20 protein-coding genes and 2 pseudogenes are annotated in these 20,821 nt (G+C 64.9%); 15 read left to right on the top strand and 7 right to left on the bottom strand.

Going from position 1 to position 20,821, the window contains the following annotated elements:
• Positions 1-18: 18 nt before the first annotated feature.
• Positions 19-426 (bottom strand): rhodanese-like domain-containing protein, encoded by a 408-nt coding sequence (locus HV742_RS22520; RefSeq protein ID WP_175146400.1) that lies wholly within the window; start codon positions 424-426, stop codon positions 19-21.
• Between the two features lie 124 nt (positions 427-550).
• On the opposite strand from HV742_RS22520, the gene ftrA reads away from it, so the two are divergent.
• Complete coding sequence (gene ftrA / locus HV742_RS22525) at positions 551-1,546, top strand: transcriptional regulator FtrA (RefSeq protein ID WP_054518730.1); 996 nt, start codon at positions 551-553, stop codon at positions 1,544-1,546.
• A 61-nt stretch (positions 1,547-1,607) separates the two neighbouring features.
• On the opposite strand, the gene HV742_RS22530 is transcribed toward ftrA, so the two are convergent.
• Complete coding sequence (locus tag HV742_RS22530; RefSeq protein WP_059271713.1) at positions 1,608-2,504, bottom strand: oxidoreductase; 897 nt, start codon at positions 2,502-2,504, stop codon at positions 1,608-1,610.
• A gap of 83 nt (positions 2,505-2,587) precedes the next feature.
• Between HV742_RS22530 and HV742_RS22535 the strand changes: the two genes are divergently transcribed.
• A complete protein-coding gene (locus HV742_RS22535) occupies positions 2,588-3,472 on the top strand; it encodes a MurR/RpiR family transcriptional regulator (RefSeq protein WP_175146401.1) in 885 nt (294 codons plus the stop codon).
• Positions 3,472-4,335: a DMT family transporter gene (locus tag HV742_RS22540; RefSeq protein WP_175146402.1), complete on the top strand. Its 864-nt coding sequence runs from the start codon at positions 3,472-3,474 to the stop codon at positions 4,333-4,335. The genes HV742_RS22535 and HV742_RS22540 overlap by 1 nt, the downstream gene beginning before the upstream one ends.
• Before the next feature lie 155 nt (positions 4,336-4,490).
• Here the strand turns inward: HV742_RS22540 and HV742_RS22545 are convergent, their stop codons facing one another.
• Positions 4,491-5,372: a LysR family transcriptional regulator gene (locus HV742_RS22545; RefSeq protein ID WP_063582655.1), complete on the bottom strand. Its 882-nt coding sequence runs from the start codon at positions 5,370-5,372 to the stop codon at positions 4,491-4,493.
• Positions 5,373-5,509: 137 nt separating this feature from the next.
• Between HV742_RS22545 and HV742_RS22550 the strand changes: the two are divergent.
• Positions 5,510-6,912 (top strand): annotated as a pseudogene (locus HV742_RS22550) (MFS transporter).
• Positions 6,913-6,934: 22 nt separating this feature from the next.
• Here the strand turns inward: HV742_RS22550 and HV742_RS22555 are convergent.
• A pseudogene (locus tag HV742_RS22555) lies at positions 6,935-7,174 on the bottom strand (AraC family transcriptional regulator); the annotation flags it as partial.
• Between HV742_RS22555 and HV742_RS22560 the strand changes: the two are divergent.
• Entirely contained in the window at positions 7,165-7,446 is a 282-nt protein-coding gene (locus HV742_RS22560) for a cytochrome P450 (protein ID WP_156515988.1), read from the top strand. The pseudogene HV742_RS22555 and the gene HV742_RS22560 overlap by 10 nt on opposite strands.
• Here the strand turns inward: HV742_RS22560 and pdxR are convergent.
• Positions 7,370-8,788, bottom strand: coding sequence for a MocR-like pyridoxine biosynthesis transcription factor PdxR (pdxR, locus tag HV742_RS22565; RefSeq protein ID WP_063588912.1), 1,419 nt, complete (start codon positions 8,786-8,788; stop codon positions 7,370-7,372). The genes HV742_RS22560 and pdxR overlap by 77 nt on opposite strands.
• 157 nt (positions 8,789-8,945) lie before the next feature.
• Between pdxR and HV742_RS22570 the strand changes: the two genes are divergently transcribed.
• The gene (locus HV742_RS22570; protein WP_175146403.1) at positions 8,946-9,392 is read left to right on the top strand and encodes a carboxymuconolactone decarboxylase family protein; all 447 of its coding nucleotides are present in this window, start codon (positions 8,946-8,948) and stop codon (positions 9,390-9,392) included.
• Positions 9,393-9,659: 267 nt separating this feature from the next.
• Here HV742_RS22570 and HV742_RS22575 read toward each other — a convergent pair whose 3' ends face one another.
• Positions 9,660-10,196: a hypothetical protein gene (locus HV742_RS22575; protein WP_175146404.1), complete on the bottom strand. Its 537-nt coding sequence runs from the start codon at positions 10,194-10,196 to the stop codon at positions 9,660-9,662.
• Between the two features lie 345 nt (positions 10,197-10,541).
• Between HV742_RS22575 and HV742_RS22580 the strand changes: the two genes are divergently transcribed.
• Positions 10,542-11,519, top strand: coding sequence for a Bug family tripartite tricarboxylate transporter substrate binding protein (locus tag HV742_RS22580; protein WP_175146405.1), 978 nt, complete (start codon positions 10,542-10,544; stop codon positions 11,517-11,519).
• A 32-nt stretch (positions 11,520-11,551) separates the two neighbouring features.
• Complete coding sequence (locus HV742_RS22585) at positions 11,552-12,529, top strand: Bug family tripartite tricarboxylate transporter substrate binding protein (protein ID WP_175146406.1); 978 nt, start codon at positions 11,552-11,554, stop codon at positions 12,527-12,529.
• 11 nt (positions 12,530-12,540) lie between these two features.
• Here the strand turns inward: HV742_RS22585 and HV742_RS22590 are convergent, their stop codons facing one another.
• Positions 12,541-13,470, bottom strand: a complete 930-nt coding sequence (locus HV742_RS22590; RefSeq protein ID WP_175146407.1) for a LysR substrate-binding domain-containing protein — start codon at positions 13,468-13,470, stop codon at positions 12,541-12,543.
• Between the two features lie 204 nt (positions 13,471-13,674).
• Here HV742_RS22590 and HV742_RS22595 point away from each other — a divergent pair, with 204 nt between their 5' ends.
• The 7 genes from HV742_RS22595 to HV742_RS22625 all read left to right on the top strand — a co-directional run bounded on the left by HV742_RS22595 (position 13,675) and on the right by HV742_RS22625 (position 20,809).
• Positions 13,675-15,531: a CocE/NonD family hydrolase gene (locus HV742_RS22595; RefSeq protein ID WP_175146408.1), complete on the top strand. Its 1,857-nt coding sequence runs from the start codon at positions 13,675-13,677 to the stop codon at positions 15,529-15,531.
• The gene (locus HV742_RS22600; RefSeq protein WP_068958697.1) at positions 15,528-16,040 is read left to right on the top strand and encodes a GAF domain-containing protein; all 513 of its coding nucleotides are present in this window, start codon (positions 15,528-15,530) and stop codon (positions 16,038-16,040) included. The genes HV742_RS22595 and HV742_RS22600 overlap by 4 nt, the downstream gene beginning before the upstream one ends.
• Positions 16,041-16,429: 389 nt before the next feature.
• Complete coding sequence (locus HV742_RS22605) at positions 16,430-17,098, top strand: CsgG/HfaB family protein (RefSeq protein ID WP_068958696.1); 669 nt, start codon at positions 16,430-16,432, stop codon at positions 17,096-17,098.
• Positions 17,099-17,109: 11 nt separating this feature from the next.
• Positions 17,110-17,607 (top strand): DUF4810 domain-containing protein, encoded by a 498-nt coding sequence (locus HV742_RS22610; RefSeq protein ID WP_175146409.1) that lies wholly within the window; start codon positions 17,110-17,112, stop codon positions 17,605-17,607.
• Between the two features lies 1 nt (position 17,608).
• Positions 17,609-18,256 (top strand): DUF799 domain-containing protein, encoded by a 648-nt coding sequence (locus tag HV742_RS22615; protein ID WP_068958692.1) that lies wholly within the window; start codon positions 17,609-17,611, stop codon positions 18,254-18,256.
• Between the two features lie 958 nt (positions 18,257-19,214).
• A complete protein-coding gene (locus HV742_RS22620) occupies positions 19,215-20,171 on the top strand; it encodes a Bug family tripartite tricarboxylate transporter substrate binding protein (protein WP_175146410.1) in 957 nt (318 codons plus the stop codon).
• Between the two features lie 2 nt (positions 20,172-20,173).
• Positions 20,174-20,809, top strand: coding sequence for a glutathione S-transferase family protein (locus HV742_RS22625; protein WP_175146411.1), 636 nt, complete (start codon positions 20,174-20,176; stop codon positions 20,807-20,809).
• Positions 20,810-20,821: the final 12 nt, after the last annotated feature.

The following is a 20,821-nucleotide window of genomic DNA, read 5'->3' on the forward strand; positions in this document are numbered from 1 at the left end:
CTCGCCAGCCGCTGTGTGTCAGGCGGCGCACGTGGCGAGACTGAAGCCTTCGTCCCGCCATCCGGTCACCCCGCCGATCATGACCTTCACCGGCCGCCCCAGTTGCGCCAGGCGCAACGCGCCGCGCGTCGCCCCATTGCAGTGCGGGCCCGCGCAGTACGTGACGAACAGCGTATCGGCGGGATAGTCCGCCAGTTTCGACTCGACGATCTTGCCGTGGGGCAGGTTGCGCGCGCCCGGCACGTGGCCCTGCGCGTACAGCGCGGGGCTGCGTACATCCAGCAGGACAAAACCGGGCGTGCCTGTCGCGAGCGCGCTGGCCACATCGGAACAGTCGGTTTCGAATTGCAGCGCGGCGCGGAAATGGCCGAGCGCGGTCGCGGCGTCGGCGGCGGGGATGGTGTTAACGGCATTGGTGGTCGGCATGTTTCAACCCTGAGCGGTTCGTGCGGTGAAGTAAGTGTCTGGAGCAGATCCAGGCATGTCATTCTGGCCTTGGGCGGCGATGCCGGTAAGTGGCGTAATCGACAAATACCGGTAACATTACGCCATGGAAAATCATCTCGTGGTCGCACTGGCCTACGACCGGCTCTGCACCTTCGAATTCGGCTGCGTGACCGAACTCTTCGCGCTCGAACGCCCGGAGCTGGGCGTGGATTGGTATCGTTTCGCGGTCTGCGCGAGCGAGCCCGGCCCGTTGCGCGCCGCGGGCGGCATCACGGTGGTCGCGCCCTACGCGCTCAGGCGGCTCGATCGCGCGGATACGATCGTGGTGCCGGGTTGGCGCGACCCGGACGAAGCGCCGCCCGAGGCATTGCTCAAGAAGATCCGCCAGGCCTACCGGCGCGGGGCCCGGCTTTGCTCCATCTGCTCCGGCGTATTCGTGCTGGCGGCGGCCGGCGTGCTGGACGGCAAGACGGTGACCACGCATTGGCGCTACGCCGAAAAGCTGCAACAGCGCTATCCGCGCGTGCGTGTCGAGCCGGACGCGCTCTATGTCGACGAAGGGCAGATCATCACTTCGGCGGGTTCCGCCGCGGGGCTGGACATGTTGTTGCACCTGGTGCGGCGCGACTACGGCGGCGCCGTGGCCAACCGGGTCGCGCAAAGGCTCGTCGTGGCGCCGCACCGCGAGGGCGGCCAGGCGCAGTTCGTGCCGCGTCCCATGCCGCCGGACGACAGCGGGCGCCTGGCCAGGCTGATGGACTGGATGCGCCAGCATGCCGCGCTGCCGCACACGTTGCGCGCGCTGGCGGAGCGGGCGGCGATGAGTCCGCGCACGCTGCAACGGCAATTTCACGAGGCCACCGGCATGGCGCCGTATGAATGGCTGGTGCGCGAACGCGTGGCCGCGGCGCGCGAGATGCTTGAAGCGCAGACGCCCCTGCCGATCGGCCGCATCGCCGAGTTGGCCGGCTTCGGATCCGAGGAGTCGATGCGCAGGCATTTCCGGCGCATCGTGCTGACCAGTCCCGCCGCCTACCGCGACAAGTTCGGCCATGGCGCGCGAGAGCCGAAGGGCGGCGCCCAGGTCCAGGCGCGCTGATTCGGCGCGGCGGCCGGTGGCGCTCATGCGGCGCGGCGGCCATGGGCGCGTGGCGGGAGCGTCAGCCCGGGCCGTCGCTGGCCGCCGCCAGGAGCGCCACGACGACGTCGCTGATGGGGGTGGGAATGCCGTGGGCCCGGCCGCGGCGGGCCACCACGCCATTGCGGATGTCCCATTCGAGCGGCCGGCCGGCTTCGCGATCCGCCAGGATCGAGGTGCCCATGTCGGCGGGCGACGCCAGGAATTTGTCGAGGATCGCCCGCGGCACCTCGTCGCCCAGCGCGGCGCCCTCGGCGCGCGCCACGCTCAGGCACTCCCGCAGATAGCGCAGGGTGAGCGCCGCAATGTCGGCCCGGGCGTACATGCCCGAGCGGCGCTGGGTAAGCGCCATCAGCCCCGCCGCCGCGTTCTGCAGCAGCTTGCGCCACGCCAGGGATCTGAAATCCGCGGCCCGCTCGACCAGACAGCGGGTGCCGTGCAGCGCCTCGACGATCACCCGGGACTCGGGGAGGTCCGGCACGCTCAGGCGCGCCTCGCCGCGCAGCCGCACCGACCCGTCGGGTTGCGCTTGCGCGGGAAACCAGACGATGGCGGGCACGACCCGCCCGCCGGGGCAATGCGGGCTCACCCGTTCCACCTGCTCCACGCCATTCTGCAGCGCGCACACGATGGTGCGCGGCCCGGACAGCGCGGCGAGCCAGGGCGCGGCGGCCTCGGTCTGCGTTGCCTTGACCGCGAGAAACACGAGATCGACCGTGCGTTCAAGCCGCGCGGGATCCGCCAGCACGGGACCGGGAACGGTGATGCGGCGGTCGCCGGCCTGCAACGCCAGATGATCGCGCGGCGTGCGGCCGCACAGCAGCGGCGCGCGGCCGGCTTCATGCAGCGCCGCGGCGATCGTGGTGCCGATGGCGCCCGGGCCGACAACAGCAACGGACGCAAGGTTTTCTGTATCCATGGAGGGGCCTTCAATGGCGGCGTGGCGGAGCGGCTGCGCGAGCGGGCTTGCGTGTTCGGGGGTGGTTACGTAATATATTACACATGAAATCAAGTAACGGTAATGAAATTTCAGAAAGCGAGGGGCGGCTCGGGCAATGGATCGGCGCGATTCAGGCCCGCAGTGGCGATCTTGCCGCCAGCGAGGCGAAGGTGGTCGCGCTTCTGCTTGCCGATCCCTTGTTCGTCGGCGCCAGCACGGCGGCGCAGGTGGCCGCCCGTGCCGGCGTGTCGCCGCCGAGCGTGGTCCGCGCCGCGCGCGCCATTGGTTTCGGCGGGTTCACCGAGCTCAAGCTGGAGATCGCTCGCGCGCGCGGCACGACCCGGTTCTTCGCGCCGCCTGAAGCGCTGGCCGCGGACGCGCCGTCGGCCGCCGTGCTGCAGACTTCCATCCGCGCGGGCGCCGACGCCCTGACGGCGCTGGGCGGCGCCCTTGACCTCGCCGCATTCGACACGGCGGTCGGCAAGATCCTGTCCGCGCGGCAGGTGCTCGCATTCGGGGCAGGCCCGTCCGCGACGGTCGCCGCCGATGCCGTGTTCCGGCTGCGCGCGGTTGGCGTGATGACCCTCGGTATCCAGGACCACCTGTCGGCCATGATCGCGACGCGTCTGCTCGGCCCGGGCGATGCGGTGATCGCGGTCAGCTCGACCGGGCGCACCGAGACCACGCTTGCCATCGCCGATGCGGCGACCTCCGCCGGGGCCGCGCTCATCGCCATCACCAACCAGTACGGCACGCCGTTGGCGAACCTGGCCGATATTGCGCTGGTCGTCGGCGGCGCGCCCCTGCCGGCGCAGATGGCCGCGGCGGGCAGCCGGTTGGCTCAGCTGGTTGTCATCGACGCGCTGGTGGCCGCCCTGGCCCTGCGCGACCCGCAGCGCAGCCGCAAGGCAGAGCGCGCGGGCATCGACCTGCCCGATCTCTCCTGATGCCGCCCGCCGTTGTCGCAATGGTTCTTGTCGCGGCAATGGCCCACGCGGCGTGGAACCTGGCCTCGAAGTACAAGCGGGGGGACACCTTGCTGTTCGTCTGGGCCTATACCTGCGTGTCGGCGCTGTGGTGCCTTCCGATCGCGCTCGTCCTCATGGCGTCGGGCCAGCAGGCCTTCGATGGGCGGCTCGCGGCGGGCGCGGCCGTCTCGGCGGCGTTGCACATCGCCTACTCCCTGACCCTGCAGGCCGGATACGACCGCGCCGAACTGGGCGTCGTCTATCCGGTGGCCCGCGGCACGGGGCCGATGCTCACGATGTTGTTCGCCGTGTTCCTGCTGGGGGAGCGGATCGATACGGTTGCCGTGCTGGGCGCGCTTCTCATCGTCGCGGGCATCCTCGTCGTCACCGGCAATCCGTTCAGCGGCCAGCGCCGGCGCCCCTTGCCGGGCTTGCTGTGGGGCACCGCGACCGGCGCCGCCATCGCCAGCTACACGCTGTGGGACAGCTATTCGATGACCTCGTGGCACTTGGCGCCCGTGAGCTACTACGCCGGCACGCTGTTGCTGCAGGGCCTGGCGCTGACCCCGCTTGCGCTGCGCCGCCGCCATCGGATTGCCGCCGCCCTGCGCGTCGATCGCGTGCCGATCCTCATCGTGGCCGTGTTTTCCCCGCTGGCCTACCTGCTTGTTCTCACCGCCATGCAGCGCGCGCCGGTGGCGCTTGTCGCGCCCTTGCGCGAGTCATCGATCATTGTCGGCGCGTTGCTCGCGTACTGGCTTTTCCGCGAAAACCATCTTGCCCGTCGTATCGCGGGCGCGGTGGTGGTGTTGGTCGGGATCATCGCGATCAGTTGGGGGTGATCGGCGCCGCCCGTCCCCGGGGGCGGCGCAGCTTGCGAGGATTCTGCGCAGCGCATGCGCGCCGGTCTGATCGCCTCGAAAGGCGGAGCGTTCCAGCCATTTGAGAATATGCATGCGCGTCGCAAGGCATGCGCGCGCATTCGCCGATCCCGCGTTCAGGCCCCCGGGGAATGTGCCGCGCTGGAGGATTCAGACAGCATCATGTCGGCGATGTCCAGCATCGCCCGCAAGCGATCCATGTGCCGCAGATCCTGGTGATAGCCTACCCAGATGTCCCGAGTTGGCGGTTGATCGGGCGTGTGGATGCGTTGTAATCCAGGCACCGCATCACCGAGCGCCCTGGGCAGCACCGCGATGCCCATGTCCCTCAGGCACATCTGCGCCTGGACCGAACGGTTGGTGCTGGTGAATGCGCGTCGGCAGCGCGGAAACCGTTCCAGTACCCACGCCACGTCGGGGAAATGCGATTGCGCGGTATTCATGAGAATGACCCCGACGGATGCGGGATCATCGCCCAGTGCCTGGGCGGTTGCCATCGACCCATACACCCCATATGAAATCCGCATCAGGCGGCGCTGAACGATATCCGGTTCGCTGAACGGCACGATGCGAAAGGCCACGTCGGCCTCCCGGCGCGAGAGATCTAGCAACCGATGGCTGGCAATCACTTCCGGCACGACAGCGGGATGACGGCGCGTCAGCTCGACCAGGACGGGTGCCAGGACGTAGCCCGCGAACCAGTCCGCTGACGAGATCCGCAGAATGCCTTCAAGACGTTGGTCATTGCCGGTCAGGCGCCTTTCCATGGACAGCGCGGAATCCTCCATGGACTCCGCCAGCGCCCGCACGGTGTCGCCGGCATCCGTGAGGACCAGTCCGTCCTTTGTTCGACGAAAGAGCGGTTGCCTGGCTTCGTCCTCCAGCACCTTGATCCGGCGGCCCACTGTCGGATGGCTCACGCCCAGCGCCCGGGCGGCCTCGCCGAAGGACCCGCCGCGGGCGACTGCCAGGAAGATGCGGACGTCGTTCCATTCCATACCAAGCCTTCCTGTACAAAAATGTTCAAAAAATATACAGGAATGTCAGTACCCGAACAATATTGTTTGGATCATCATGCGGCTCCATGCTCAACCGGCCGCGCGCTCTTGCAAGCCGCGCCCTGAAGAATCGCACCATGACTACTTTTACTCAGGCCACCGCGACGCCGGCCCCTGACGCTAGTCGCTGGCTCGCCTTGGCCGTCCTGTTGACGGGCACGCTCCTGCCGCCCTTGGATTTCTTCATCGTTAATGTGGCGCTGCCCGCCATACGGACGGACCTGCAAGCTTCCTCCGACGTCTCGCAGCTGGTGATCTCGGTGTACGCGGCGGCCTATGCCGTCACCCTGATCCTGGGCGGGCGTCTGGGAGACCTCTATGGCCGCAAGCGCGTGTTCATGGCGGGCATGCTCGGCTTTGGCGCCGCGTCGGCGTTGTGCGGTCTGGCGCCGTCGCCGGGCATGCTGATCGCCGGCAGACTGCTGCAAGGGATATCGGCCGCGATCATGGCGCCGCAATCATTGGCGTCGATCCACGCCATCTTTCCCCCAAGCGAGAAGAACCGCGCGTTGAGCCTGTACGGCGCCACATTCGGCCTGGCGTCCGTGGGCGGCCAACTGCTCGGGGGTGTGCTGGTCTCGACCAGTCCATGGGGGCTGGGGTGGCGCGGCGTCTTCCTGATCAACCTTCCCATCATCATGCTTGCCATTCCAGCCGCGATGAGACTGCTGCGTGAAAGCCGGGCCGAACGCTCGCCGCGCCTGGACGTGCGAGGGGCGATGCTGCTGGCGGGCGGCCTGCTGGCGCTCGTGGTTCCGCCTATCGAAGGACAGCAACACCGCTGGCCGTGGTGGTGCACGGCGCCGCTGGCTTTGAGCGTGCCGTTGTTGTGGATCTTCTGGCGGCACGAGAAGGCACAGGAGCGCGCCGGCGGAACGCCGCTGGTTCTGCCCTCGCTTCTGGCCGCGCGAGGACTGCGACGCAGTCTGGCATCAACGTTCTTCTTCTATGCGCTCGCCGCGTTCTTCCTGGTGTTCGCCGTGTACGAACACGCCGGCCTCGGCCATGATGCGTTGACGGCCGGCCTGGCCATCCTGCCGCTTGGCATCGGGTTCTTCCTCGGCCCGTTCTGCGGCCCGCGCATCGCCCGGCGTATGGGCCCGCGCGCCGCCGGGTTTGGCATGGTGCTGGAGGTGCTCGGCCTGCTCATGGTGGCGGCGCTGGCTTTCGCTGGGGCGTCGTCCTGGCTCGCGCCGCCCTTGTTCCTGATTGGCGCGGGGCAAGGCATCGCCCTTCCCGCGCTGGTGCGCCTGAACGTTGACCATGTGGAAACACGCTGGGCGGGGCTGGCCTCGGCCTGGTGAACGCCACCTTGCAGATCAGCGCCGCGGTAAGCGTGGCGGTGTTCGGCGGTCTGTTCATCGCGATCGCGCCTGATGGCGCAAGCGCGCAGGCCGTGCGGCTGGCTTTTGCAGCGGCTTCATTGGCCATGGCCGCGTCGCTGGCGCTGGCCGCCGCGCTGAGTTGGGAGCGCCGATAGGTCTCGGTCAGCCAAAGGTCCATCACACCCATAGCCGGTACAACCAGAACGATTCATCCTCTGCGAATCGTCGCGCAAATTCGCAGGGCGAAAAGCCTGTGATGCGCTTCACCGCGCGGCTCAAATGCGCTTGGTCGGCGAAGCCTTCGTCGTGAGCGATTGCGGCCCAATCCAGAGACCTTCCGGCCTCGAATTGTGCGCGGGCATTGAAGAACAAGCCTTCGGTCTTGACGAGGGATTGCCATTCTCGCAATGAGCGGCCGTCGCACGGCATCGAATCCTGGGGCCCAGAGCTTGGCGCGGGATGAGCTGCGGCGCGTGCTGCAAGGCAATGCGTCCAGCTTCGAGGCATGTCAGGAAGCCAATTATCTCGTCCAAACGATCAAGGAGGCGATGAGGCTCTACCCCCTTGGCGCCGATGCGCATGAGTCGGCCACGGGAATAGATGGTCTACGACTTAACGAGACGCAACGATTCTTGCAAGCGTCGCGCATGCGCTGCCTATGTTGTCGTTGTGCAGGTTCGTCACGCTGAGCAGCAAGCCCCGTTGCGCGTGAGCGCGTCCAAGGTGCCAAGCGGAGAGCGCCGAGGGCGCGAGGCCATGTGCGCGGGCGATGCGCACCACGGCCACGTCGTCGGCAGTCTGTTGCAGCGGTGCGATCACGCCCAGGCCAGCGGCCAGCGCGCCCGGCAGAAACCTGCCAACGTGCATTAGCGCGAGGTTGCGCCGCTCGGTATAGAGAGCCTTCATCTGCCGCAGGTGCCGCAGGAAGTGCCCATTGGATAGAAACTCCGTAACAGCCAACTGGGTAGTCCGGTTCGGTGCCGGCGCCAGCACGGCGGCAACCTCGACCAGACGTTCCGCCAGCGAACGTGGGGCGACGACGAAGCCGAGGCCAAGCGCCGGGCTGAGCGTCTTGCTGAACGACCCGATGTGGACCACGCGTTCGGCGCCAGCGCCTGAGGCAAGGGCCGGTGCCGCCCGCCCGTCGAGCTGAAGTTCGCCGAGATAGTCATCTTCGATGATCCAGGCGCCGCTTGAGGTCGCCCAGTCGAGCAAGGCGCGTCGTCGTGCGCGCGACAGGGTCACGCCTAGTGGTGCGTGTTGGCCTGGGGTGACCAGGGCCAGCATGGCGTCTGGCGCGCGGGCGATGCCATCTTCCACGCGCAGCCCCTCGGCGTCGACGAGCACAGGCTCGAGCGTGGCGCCGATCAGCTCGAGTCCGCGTCTTCCCAGCGGATAACCTGGCTCTTCGATCCACGCCTTGCGCCCGTGAGCGCGTAGCGCCGTCAGGGCAAGCAGCAGGCCCTGACGGTATCCACCGGTGATGATGATTTGATCGGGCTGGCATTGCATTTGCCGGCTAATGGCAAGGTGGCTCGCGATCCGGGCTCGCAGCATAGGCTCGCCTCGCGGGTCAGCGTAGGTCGTGTCAGTGATGGCGTCGTCGCGTACCGCACGCGCTCGCATACGGCCCCATAGCTTGGCCGGAAACGCGTCATGAGCGGGGACGCCCATTTGGAACGGCAGCGGGGCGCTCGAGAATGGACGGGTGAAAGCCGCCAAAGGCCTGTCGACTGGCACGTCGTCGACCGCTTCGATCGTGGACGGCCGAGTGCACACCCGCGTTCCTGCGGGCCCGGCTCCGAAGACCAGGTTCTCGGCGATCAGCCGATCGTAAGCCACGCGGATGGTGCCGCGCGCGACGCCAAGCTGCGCGGCGAGATCCCGACCGGATGGCAAACGCTGTCCTGGCGCAAGCCGGCCGTCGAGGATTGCCTGTCGGAGGCTCGCGTGTATCTGGTCGCCGATTGGCGCGACGGCGGATCGGTCCACCTGGATGGATAGCACATCTGGCGTATATGGTTCAGTCATCTTGGGTCAGTCGTTTCCGCAGTTTTTGGGCCTATTGTTCCGATACCCGGTGGAGTAATGTCCGCTTATGACATGGATCGAGGCCGAAGTCGATAGGCGGCCTGTGGGGCGCGCCGGCCTCGATTCTACGAATCTTCAACGAGAGGAAAGAACTGTGATGACCCGCTTGAACTGGCAAGAGATCGCGCCTGAAGGCGCGAAGGCACTTTTCGGTATCCACCACTACGTCACGAAGAAGACGAACCTCCCTGAGGAACTCGTGCATCTGGTATTCCTCCGTGTTTCGCAAATCAACGGCTGCGCACACTGCATCGACATGCACAGTCGCGATCTCAGGAAAACCATGTCGATAGATAAGATCAATTTGATACCGGTATGGGACGAGGTGCACCATCTGTTCTCCGAGCAGGAGCGCGCCGCGCTGGCCTGGGCTGAGGAGGTGACCCGTGTCGGCGAGACGCACGCCTCTGATGGGGCGTATGCTGCCGCCTCGGCACATTTCGCGCCCAAAGATCTGGTTGACCTCACGATCACGATCGCGGCGATGAACGCGTTCAATCGACTGGGAGCGCCATTTCGGCTTCCTGTCGCTGCACAGTCGTGATCTGTTCTCCGCTCGCAGATTGGAAGTGAGGCTTCACGGCGACCCAAAGCGGTCCTTGTGCCTTGCAGCTGCCGCTCACCAATGTTCGCGGGGCGTCTTAGAGCATTTGACCTGCGTAAGAACACCGTTGTCGTGGGCCGTGTCGCGGCAAGGCACGAAGACCCGGGCATTGCCGCGTTCCAGACCCTTCCCGGGCCGTGGGATCCAGACGGATCGGAATGTTCGAGGTGTGCCGCAGGCACTGACGCGCGCGATAGGGAGGCGGGCTCAACATAAGCCCTGATTGCGGTACTCGCCCGGTGCGCCCAGCACGGCGCAGAACTTGTGGTTTTCACCGGAATAGGTGTGCTTGGCGTGGATGGTCAGCGTGCCACCGGCCAACCCGACCTTCTTCGGATTGCAAGACCAGAAGCCGTTGGAGATTTCGTCGTACGACGCCCTGGCGACCAGGCGCGGCGGTTGCCCGGGCTGTTTCTTTCCGGATGACGTAGTAGCCAGCCACTCGATCCAAACACGGCAGCTCACATGCTCGAAGCCCACGTTTTCTATGATCACCCGGTAGGAGCCCTGGCCGTCGCTGGAATGCCAACTTCCGCCCGTCAGCGTCCCCAGGAGCTCCGCTTGATCCGCGTCAGTCTCCGCGACGCAGGGAGCCGCCCCCAGGAACGAAAGGCTCAGCAACGCTGCTGCAAGAATTTTCATGGTTCGGATTGCCTGTCGAGAAGCGGCGTGAAAGAAGTGATGGAAGACGCGACGGCGTTTTATGGACTCGATGACAAGCATAACCGGCAGGGGTTGGAGCAAGGCGCATCCGAAGTCGAGGAGCGGGCGGAGGAATGCCATGTCCGATGAACCCGTGCTACCGAGTGAATGAGTCCAATCTCGCTGGGTTCCTGATTTAAAGGAATTCGAGTTTCCACCTTCAATGAACTTCGACGCGGGCGGATTGCGAACTTGAGACGAGGCTCCAATTGGGACAAACCCGCGCGCAGGGCCCGGTTCGTGCCGAATTTCCCCGTATCAAAGGTTTTTCCTATGGGCCCATCGCAATCCCGTATTTGAGCCGTATACGTGAGCCGCCTACCATTTCTAGACATGCCCAGAACGGGCAGAAGGGCGCGTTCAGTCGTCGAATCAGGGGAAATAACTATGCAGTGGGAACGTCGTTTTCTTGGCGCCTTGTGTGGCGTGGCTATGCTGTGGGGCGCGCAAGCCAGTGCGGCAGATCGATTCCCAGACCGTCCGGTTAGATTGATCGTGCCGCAATCCGCGGGGTCGGGCGGCGACGTCGTCGCCCGATTGCTGGGAGAGCGCATCGGCGCGTCGCTGGGGCAGCCAGTGGTGATCGAAAACCGTCCGGGCGCCAACGGCATCATTGCCGCCAGCTTTGTCGCGAAGGCGCCCGCCGACGGCTACACCCTGATGCTGGCCGGGGTATCACAGATGAGCTTCAACCCGCGGCTGTACAAATCACTGGCATACCGGGCAGATAAGGACTTCACATATATCTCGCCAGTAGTGGACACCCCCTTTCTTCTGGTCGCCAGCAAGACCAGCGGGATCAAGTCGCTGAAGGGACTGCAGACGGCCGCCAAGGCCAAACCAGGCACACTGAGCTTCGCCAGCGCAGGCGCGGGTAACTCTACCCATCTGTCCACGGAAATGATTGCGGAGGCGGCGGGCATCAAGCTGATGCATGTGCCGTTCAAAGGTTCGGGCCCCGCCTTGAACGCCGTGTTGGGCGGACAGGTGGACGTGATGACCAGTGTGCTGGGCGCCGCGTTGCCCCAGGTGACAGCAGGCAACCTGGTGCCCTTGGCGGTGTTGGCCGACAGCCGCGCGCCAGACTTGCCCGATGTGCCCACGCTGCGCGAAGCGGGAATTCAAGCGCCGGTGATGCCGGGCTGGTTCGCGGTAGTGGGACCGGCCGCGATGGACGAAGGCGTGGTGTCCCGCCTGAACTCGGCCGTGCAGGAAGCCTTGGCCGACAAGGCGATTCAGCAACGCTTGCGCGCGCTTTACCTGGTGCCCATTCCGGGCACGGCGCAGGGCATTGCACAGCGTGCCGCCACGGATGCCGAAGTCTGGGGCGCCTTCATCCAGCGTGCCGGCGTTCAGGCCGAATAGCGCGATCACTACTCTCTTGTTCAAGGAATGGCATGAAGACGTCTCTATTCGGCTTTGGGCTGAGCGTGGTCGTGGCGGCGGGCGGACTGCCGGCCGCGCATGCGGAGTCCGCCTGGCCGAGCAAACCCATACGCCTTATCGTTCCTTTCGCGGCCGGCGGCTCTACCGACATTGTGGCGCGAAAAGTGGGCCAGAAGCTCGGCGAGAAGGTGGGCCAGCCGGTTGTGGTGGAAAACAAGCCCGGCGCGGGCGGCACGATCGGCGCGGCCTATGCGCGCAGCCAGCCGGGCGACGGCTACACCTTGTTCCTGGGTACGGTCAGCACGCAATCTGTCGCGCCGTTCCTGTATAAATCGCTGACGTACGATCCGGTGACGGACTTCGCGGCGCTGGCAATGATCGCCACCGTGCCCAATGTGGTGGTCGTCAACAAATCTTTGGGCATCTCGACCTTGGCGGACCTCGTGAAGCAGGGCCGCTCGCGGCAAGGCGGGATCAGCTATGGATCGAGCGGCCAGGGGTCTTCGAATCATCTGGCGACCGAAGTGCTGCGCTCCAGCCTGAACGTGCCGTTCACTCATGTGCCATATCGCGGTTCGGGCCCGGCGCTGACGGACACCATGGCCGGCCATGTCGATTTCATGCTGGACGTGGTGATGACGTCGCTGCCCTATATCCAACGAGGCGATCTGAAAGCCGTAGCGGTGACATCAAAGGAGCGGGTAGACGTCTTGCCTGACGTACCCACCGTGGCCGAACAGGGATATCCCGAATTCGAAGCCACCGGCTGGTTCGGACTATTTGCGCCGAAGGGCATATCGGCGCCGCTGGCTGAGCAGATCACGAGCACCCTCAAGGAAGTCCTGAGCGAGGACGACATGAAGCAGTACTTCCTGGCGCAAGGCGCGGTCCCCGGCGGTGTGACGGGCAAGGCGTTCGAAGCGGTGGTGGCCCAGGACCGGGAGCAATGGGGGAAGGTCGCAAAGTCCGCCGGCATCAATCCGGAATGACAGGCGCGGCGCTATGCGCCAAGCCACGTAACCCCCTGCCAACGTTTGGTGGCCACCAGGTCGCGCATTGTCTCGATGACCAGATCGTGTATGGCCATGCAGCCCAGGCTGGTCTGTGCCTGGGCTGACAGGCACAGCGAGGCGCGCCGATGGAAGTTTGGATCGTTGATGGGAATGGCCGTCACGGATGCGCCGGGCGCTTCGCTGCCGGCCAGCGCCGACGTCGGCAGGATTGTCCAGCCCCGCTTCGCGCGTACGGCGGCCAGCAGGATCGATACCGCGCTGGTTTCCGCGACAAGCGTGTACTGAAGCCCGGCCTCGGCAAATGCCCGCTCGATCAGCACGCGAATGGAATTGGGAAAGCTGGGCAGCAGCAGCGGCAGCCCTGCCACCTCTTGCAGCGAGACGGCCTTGACGCCGCCAGGCAACCGCGCTCCGACCAGCATCAGTTCTTCGTCCAGCAGGGGCGTGACCTGCATACGGGGCTGCTGCTGCACATCCATGGCGATCGCCACGTCCATGCGCTGGCGGGCCACGGCTTCGCCCAAATCGGCGCTGCTACCTTCAATCAGTTCCAGCGTCACTTCGGGCATGCGCGCCGACACCGCTTCGATCAACAGGTCGGCCAGCACGCGCGATGTGCTGGTGGGCAAGCCTAGCGTGACGTGGCCCGCCGGCGTATCGCGCCCGCGCTCGACCGCGACGCGCGCCTCTTCCACTTGCCGTAACACCATCTTCGCGTGCCGGTACAGCACGCGGCCGATGTCGGTCGTGCTGACGCCCATGGGGCTGCGCACCAAGAGCCGCGTATTGAATTCGGCTTCGAGATTGGCCACATGCTGGCTGAGCGAGGGCTGAGCGATATGCAGCGCTTGCGCCGCGGCGGTAATGCTCTCGAGTTCGACGATGTGGGTGAAGTAGCGCAGTTGTCTCAGGTCCATAAGCGATACCTATTACTTGATCTCGGCCGCTATCAGAACATGTGTTTCACGGCATTTATCCCTGGTGAATACCCTAGGTTTTCAGGGGTTTTCACGCGCGTCCCCCCAATTATAGGTTTGCCCTATGCATGTATAGAAATGCCGTATTGGATTCCCGATTCCGCACTTTCTAAGATGGGGGGATTGCCGATGATCAGGACCGCCATGCATTCCACCCTAAGCCAATCCTCAGCCTGGAACGTCACGCCCGCCGCCTATGCCCACTCGCGTCCGAACACGCACGCGATTCCCGAACCTGTCTCGCGCTATCTGGCGATGCGCGACGGATGCCGCCTTGCCATTGATGTTTACGTGCCGCAGCCCATTGGCGACACCGGCAACGCCAGCAACCGCTATCCCACGATCACCTTGTTCACGCCGTATTACCGGCGCTTCAAGATGGATCCCGGCGCCGAGGGTGAGCGTGCGCCCAACATCGCCAAGTTCCGCGATTATCTGGTGCCTCGCGGTTATGCGCTGGTCGTGATTGACGTGCGGGGCACCGGGGCAAGCTTCGGGACCCGCGACAGCTTCCGTTCGCCGCGCGAGCGCGATGACAGCGTCGAGGTCGTGGACTGGATCGTCGCGCAGCCCTGGTCGGATGGGGCGGTGGGCGCCACGGGTATTTCCTATCTGGGAGCTGCTTCGGACTTCCTGGCAAGCACGGGCCATCCTGCCGTACGAGCGATAGCGCCGTTGTTCTCTGTGTGGGATACCTATACCGACAACTATTTTCCGGGCGGCATCGCCTTGAAGGCTTTGACGCAAAGCTACGACGATCTGATGGTGGCGCTGGATCACGATCAGCGCCATATGCTGTCGAGCGTGGTGTATTACTCCAATCCGGCCTATCAGGGCCCGCAGCCAGTGGACGACGATTCTTCCGGGGTGCTGGTAGCGCAAGCTATCCAGGAGCATTTGGCGAACTTTCGGCAAACGGAGTTCATGCCCGAATTCCGCTTTCGCGAAGATCCCTTGCCTTACGACCCCGGGTTCAGTTCCGCATCCTTCAGTCCGTACAGCGTCTCGTCTGGCATCGGCAAGGACGTCGCGGTGCTGTCGGTGTCGGGTTGGATGGACGGAGCGGGTTACATGAACGGCGCCATCTCGCGATTTCTTACCTTGGCGGACAACCCCCGGCATTTGCTGCTGGGCCCATGGGATCACGGCGCCCGCATCGATGTGTCACCGTGGCGCGGCACGCAGATGGCGGATTTTCCGTGGCTGGCGGAAGTGCTGAGGTTCTTCGACCATTACCTGATGGGCCTGCCCACAGGCCTGGACGCAGAAGATCCGGTGCATTACTGCGCCCTGCATGCCGAGCAATGGCGTAGCGCATCGCAGTGGCCGCCATTGTCCGCGGCTGAAGAGACCGTATTGTTTCTGCAGGCGGGGGCTAAGCTGGCGAACCGTCCCGACGCCGAAGCAGGCGTCAGCCGCCACCAGGTCGACTTTTCAATTGGCACCGGGCGGGGAACGCGCTATGAGCGCATTGCCGCCATCAACAGCACGGAATACTATCCGGATTGGCAAGGCCGCACAGACCGCATGGCAAGCTTTACATCCGAGCCGCTGGCGCGTGCGGCCGAGCTGGCGGGGCATGCGGTGGCCGATATCTGGTTGACCAGCAGCGAACCCGACGGCGCCTTGTTTGTGTACCTGACCGAGGTCGAGGCGGACGGGACCGAACGTTATGTCACGGAAGGGTTGCTGCGGTTGCTGCATAGGAAGGAATCGTCGTGCCCGGACACGTATCGCACGACCTGGCCCTTTCGCACGTTCAGCAAAGCCGATGCCGCGCCCATGACGCCGGGACGGCAGGAACACATACGTCTCGCGTTGCTGCCCACCGCATGGCGGTTTTCAAAGGGTAGCCGGATACGCGTATCGCTTGCCGGGGCCGACCGGGATCATTGCGGGCAAGTGCCTCACGGCAGACCGCCATTGTGGGAGGTCGGCCACGGCGCCGCGCAGGCATCGCGCATCAGCTTGCCGCTAGCATTTGACAAGAACAACCCATGACGACACACGATACGGACAATGGATTTGGACGGCTGGCGGGCGTGTCGTGGACGGAGCTGGAGGGCCTTGCAAACGCCGTGGCTGCCCCTGAGCGACACACGTTGCTGGCTTGCCTGGACCGCTTGCTGGACCGGCATGTCGGACACAAGTTGTTCACGGCTTTGCAGTACCGCCACGCCGAGGGGCTGGCCATCCGGCTTTATAGTAGTCGACCCGACGCCTATCCCCCTTCCGGCTCCAAGCAGATCGGTGGCGCCCCGGCGCTGACGCGCATGTTCGAAACCGGCCGGGCGCAGTTGGCGCCCGATGCCGCAGCCGTGCGAGCTGACTTCCTGGACGCCTCCAGCATATTTGGGCTGGGGTGCGAAAGCGTGCTCAACGTGCCGGTCATGCATCGCGGCCAGTTGCTGGGCCAGATCAACCTACTGCATGAGGCCAACTACTTCCTGCCGCATCACGTCGCTGTAGCATCCACGCTGGCACAGATGGCAGCGGTTGCCTTTCGCTGAAACCGGCGTCATTCGAGGTCGCATACGCTTTGGATCTGAAGCCTACGCGCTCTAGGAGCTTCGCCTGACTGTGTCTTGCGTGTGCAGGGGCCAATGGAATGTATCCGCCTCCTTGCTCGTGGGTCAAGGCTTGTGGACGTGCACTCCAAGTCGCGCACGTTGGCCCCTTTCGCCATTTTCGGAATTCTCTGATTTTCAATCAATCAACTGCCGGCTAGAGTGCGAGCCAACAGCGTGGCTTCTCACACCTAGCGCAGGCGGGGCAGCCACGCAGCTTTATAGGGTTGTAAGAAGTTGCTTTTTGGTAACCGATTGCGCAGCCGGATCACGGCAATGAGCGCGGGGAAAGCGATGGTCGTTCGAAACGTGCAAGACAACAGGAGCAATTGATGCTGAATAGGTTGTTAGTGGTGGGGGTGCTGGCCTTGTCTGCGGCCGGTTGCGCCACGGAACGTTCCCAGTCGGTCGCGGTGCCCACGGTCGCCGCGGCCAGCAAGCCCTACCAGGGCGTGCGCAGCCCGATCTCGGTGGGCAAGTTCGACAACCGCACCAACTACCTGCGCGGCGTGTTCTCCGATGGCGTCGATCGTCTGGGCGGCCAGGCCAAGACCATCCTGGTCAGCCACTTGCAGCGCAGCGGTCGATTCCAGGTCATGGACCGCGACAACCTGTCTGAAATTGCCCAGGAAGCGGCGTTCAACAAGAAAGCCAGCCAGATCAAGGGCGCGCGCTACGTGGTGACGGGCGACGTCACGGCGTTCGGCCGCAAGGTGACCGGAGACCAGCAACTGTTCGGCATCCTCGGCCGGGGCAAGGAACAAGTGGCCTACGCCAAGGTTGACCTCAACGTGGTCGACGTGACGACCTCCGAAGTGGTCTATTCCGCGTCGGGCGCGGGTGAATACAGCCTGTCCAACCGCGAAGTCATCGGCTTCGGCGGCACCGCCGGCTACGACTCGACGCTGAACGGCAAGGTGCTGGACCTGGCGATCCGTGAGGCCGTCGACCGGCTGGTCGACGGTATCGAACAGGGCGCCTGGCAGCCCAACCAGCCCTGATAGGCAATCCCATGACGAACAATCCGGTGAAGGTTCGCCCGCAGGCGTTCGCGCGTACGGGACGCGTATTGGCGGTGGCTGCCCTGGCGTTGCTGGGCGCGTGCGCGCAGCAACCCAAGAACATGTACAGCTGGCAATCGTACCAACCTTCGGTCTACGCCTATCTGAAGGACGATGGCGCCGACTACGCGGCTCAAAGCCTGGCGATGCAAAAGAACATCGAAACCGCGCGGGCGACCAACATGCAATTGCCGCCGGGGTTCCGCGCGCATCTGGGCATGCTGTACCTGAAGCTGGGCGAAGGGGACAAGGGGCTGGAGCAGTTGGAAGGCGAGAAGGCGGCTTTCCCCGAATCCAAGCCTTTCATGGATTTCCTGCTGCGCAATGCCAGCAAGATTGCGGGCGGCGCCGAAGCGGCCATGCCGCCTGCGCCCGAGCCGTCCACGGCGCCCGCCGCCAAGCCCGCGCCCACGTCCACCAACGCGCAAGCCGCCAAGCAGGGAGCCTGACATGCACACAATCATGCGAATCGCCGTATTGGCGTTGGTTGCGTTGCTGGCGGGTTGCGCCGCGCCGCAGCGCAACGTGGACTACGCCGCCTTCCGCGAAAGCAAGCCGGCGTCGATCCTGGTATTGCCGCCTCTGAATACCTCGGTGGACGTGGCGGCGAGCGCGGCGGTGCTGGCGCAGGCGACCATGCCTCTGGCGGAATCGGGCTACTACGTCGTGCCCGTCGCCGTCATGGAAGAGACCTTCAAGCAAAATGGCCTGACCAACGCGGACGAAATCCACGAACTGCCGGCCGCGCGCCTGCGCGAAATCTTCGGCGCGGACGCCGCGTTGTACATGACTGTCAAGGAGTACGGCTCGAAGTATGCCGTGCTGTCCAGTTCGATCACGGTTTCGATCGATGCCGCGTTGGTGGACCTGCGCACGGGCGCCAAGCTGTGGGATGGCAGCAAGCAGATGGTGCAAGCCAGCAATAGCAGCGGCGGCCTGATCGGCATGCTGGTGCAGGCGGTGGTGGATCAGGTCGTCAATACGATCTCCGATCGTAGCTATGGCGTCGCCGGCATGACGAACAACCTGCTGCTCAGCGCCGGCACTTCCGGGGGCATTCTGTACGGCCCCCGATCTCCAAAGTACGCTGGGCAGTAGCCTCACCTAAACTTTGCATCGGTGGCAGGTCGCGCAACGCCGGACGCCAGCGCGTGGCGGAAGTCTCTGGCACCGCCCGCCAGCCATCCGTCTACAGCCTCAAGGGCTTGACAAAGTCGATACGAATGGCACTGACGTTGAAATACGAAATCACTTCGGCCACAGTGACCGCTAACGAATGAACAACTCAGGGCATGTGGCGAGCCTCGTGTTGACAACGCATTGGCTTTTCAATCTACGTAGCTGCAGCGGATTGCGCAGGTGTTCGGATTCTCTTTGGCGTTCGGACCGGTCAGGAAGCCGTGGTTCAAGCCTACTGTCGAATTTCGTTAAGCTTGAGATTTAGTTCGCTGAAGTTGGCAATAGCCTTGGCGGAAAGTATCTCGAGCCGTCCGACCTCTTCCGAAGGTGTCCCTATCGGTCGCGGTTGCCGGTAGTCAATGATAGGCGTCAGCGGATGCTGTAGCCCAGGTCGGAACTGCGATTGACTCGGGTCAGTCTGAAGCAGTCACTTGCGGGATACTTTCAAGGTCTGCTCCTGGCCGGAAGCAGCCAGTGACCACAGGACCCCGCGCCTTTCATACAAGGCACGGCTTTCTTCTCTTACAAGCCCCAACGTATCGCCGAGTGCCCGAGACGTCCGTGCCTCCTTCCCGATGCCCGTACGGGCATATCCCGAATCTGCAAGCTTGGGCTGTCGCGCCAGTTCAATAGCGTTTATTGCAAAGTTCGCCTTTTTAGCCTGCAGGCCGTCCATCCGTACAGAATAAGAGAAGACGCCTGCGCAATAGCAGGTGTTGCCGGCCAAAGCCAAAAGGCGAACTTCAACAAAAAAAGGCGGACGCTATTCCCGCCCCTCAGGGATTCCCCCAATCACATTTCCCTTGCGGAAAATCAATGCTCTATAGGACACTTTGTGTCATAGCCGCGATCCAGCGGCGGACACAAGGGGAATCCTATGAAGCGCATCATCATGGCCGCCGCCCTGGCGCTGGCCGCAAGCAGCGGCGCGCAGGCCGCGTTTCCGGATCATCCGATCCGGCTGGTGGTGCCGTTCGGCGCCGGCGGCATCACCGACATCGTGGCGCGCCAGGTGGGCAAGGGCATGGGCGACGCGCTCGGCCAGAGCGTCGTGGTGGAAAACCGGCCTGGCGCCGGTGGCGTGATCGCGGCGCAGGTGGCGGCGACGGCGCCGGCCGACGGGTATACGATTTTCATGGGCACGGTGGGCACGCAGGTGGTGAACCCGCTGATCTACGCCAAGCTCAGCTATGACCCCGACAAGTTCGCGCCGGTCGGGCTGGTGTCCGGCTCGCCCTATCTGCTGGCGGTGCGCGGCGATCTGCCGGCGGCGAATTTCGCGGACTTCGTGGCGTATGCCAAGGCGCATCCGGCCAAGCTGAATTTCGGTTCGGCGGGTACGGCCAGTTCGCCGCACCTGGGGCTGGAGCTGCTGAAACTGACGGCGGGCGTGGACATCGTGCACGTGCCGTTCAAGAGCGGCAGCGAAGCGGTCAACGCGGCCATCGGCGGCCAGGTGGACGTGGTGATGGACGCCAGTCCGGTGATCATGCCGCACTTGGCTTCGGGCAAGCTGCGCGCGCTGGCGGTGGCGGCGGACCAGCGCCTGTCGTCGGCGCCGCAGGTGCCGGCCGCGGGGGAGGCCGGCGACGCCGGGCTGCAGATCAGTTCCTGGAATGCGTTCTTCGCGCCGGCCGGCACGCCGCCGGCGGTGCTGGAAAAACTCAACGCGGCGCTGCGCCAGACGCTGGCCTCGCCCGAACTGAAGACGCGGCTGGCGGCGCAGGGCACGCAGCTCCATACCGGCGCGCCGGACGAATACCAGCGCTTCATCGCGGCCGAAAAGAAAAAATGGGCCGAGATCGTCAAGCGCGCCGATATCAGGATGGATTGAGCATGACGACGCATCCCCTGGCGGGACAGCCGCTGGAACTGGCCGACACGCTGCGTTCGGGCAATGCCTGGAAGGTCCGGCTGGCCTGCGGCTACATGGGGCTGGCGCTGACGCGCCGCACCTTCGACATCGTGCAGGGCGACCTGGAGACCGAGGCCTTCGGCCGCATCAATCCGTGGCGGCAGGTGCCCGCGCTGCGCACGCCCGAAGGCGTGTGGCTGGCGGAGTCGCAGGCGATCCTGTGGTACCTGGGCCGGGGCACGCCCTGGCTGCCGGACGGGCGCCTGGCGCAGGCGCAGGTGGCCAGCTGGCTGAGTTTCGAGCAGACCCAGCACATGCACGCCTTCGCGCAGCCGCGGCTGCTGATCCACCTGCGCGGCACGGCGCGGGTGGATGACCCGGCGATGGTGGAGTGGCGCCGCATCGGCATGCGCGCGGCGGCCTGGATGGAGGCGCATCTGGCGGGCCGCGTCTTCCTGGTGGGCGAGGCGCCGACCATCGCCGACATCGCGCTCTATCCCTACACCAGCATGGCGGAGCAGGGCGGCTACGACCTGTCCGCCTTTACCCATATCCACGCCTGGCTGGCGCGCATGCGCGCCCTGCCGGGCTTTACGCCGTTGTTGGAAACGGCATAGCGAGGAGTCAAA

The organism is Achromobacter ruhlandii, assembly GCF_902859695.1.
GTDB classification, from domain to species: Bacteria; Pseudomonadota; Gammaproteobacteria; order Burkholderiales; family Burkholderiaceae_B; genus Achromobacter; species Achromobacter ruhlandii.